At 63.9% G+C, this 233-nt stretch carries 1 protein-coding gene; it reads right to left on the bottom strand.

Features of this window, described 5'->3' with window-relative positions:
• The coding region (locus RRF55_RS28060; protein WP_439419307.1) for a Uma2 family endonuclease at positions 1 to 233 on the bottom strand (233 nt) is incomplete at both ends.

Here is a 233-nt window from a genome sequence, read left to right as displayed (position 1 = left end):
CGTCCGGTCGAGGAGATCAGCAGGATTTCCTGCACCGACACGATTTCCCGATAGGCCGGCAGTTTCACCGTCCGGTCGTGCGCTTCGGTCGAGGGGGAGAGCACTTCGACGATGATCGACGGGTCGGGAACCGCCAGAACTCCCGGCTCAAGCGGTCGGCAGGTGATCGCGATGTCCGCCCGGAAGAAGTTGTCGGCCCGATTGGCGGCCTGAATTCCGGCCTCCGAGATTGC

The sequence above is a fragment of the Klebsiella sp. K47 genome (genome assembly GCF_051858335.1).
In the GTDB taxonomy this organism is placed as follows: Bacteria; Pseudomonadota; Gammaproteobacteria; order Enterobacterales; family Enterobacteriaceae; genus Klebsiella; species Klebsiella pneumoniae.
The sequence above is the reverse complement of the archived record's forward strand: the minus strand, read 5'-3'. Positions and strand labels throughout refer to the sequence as shown.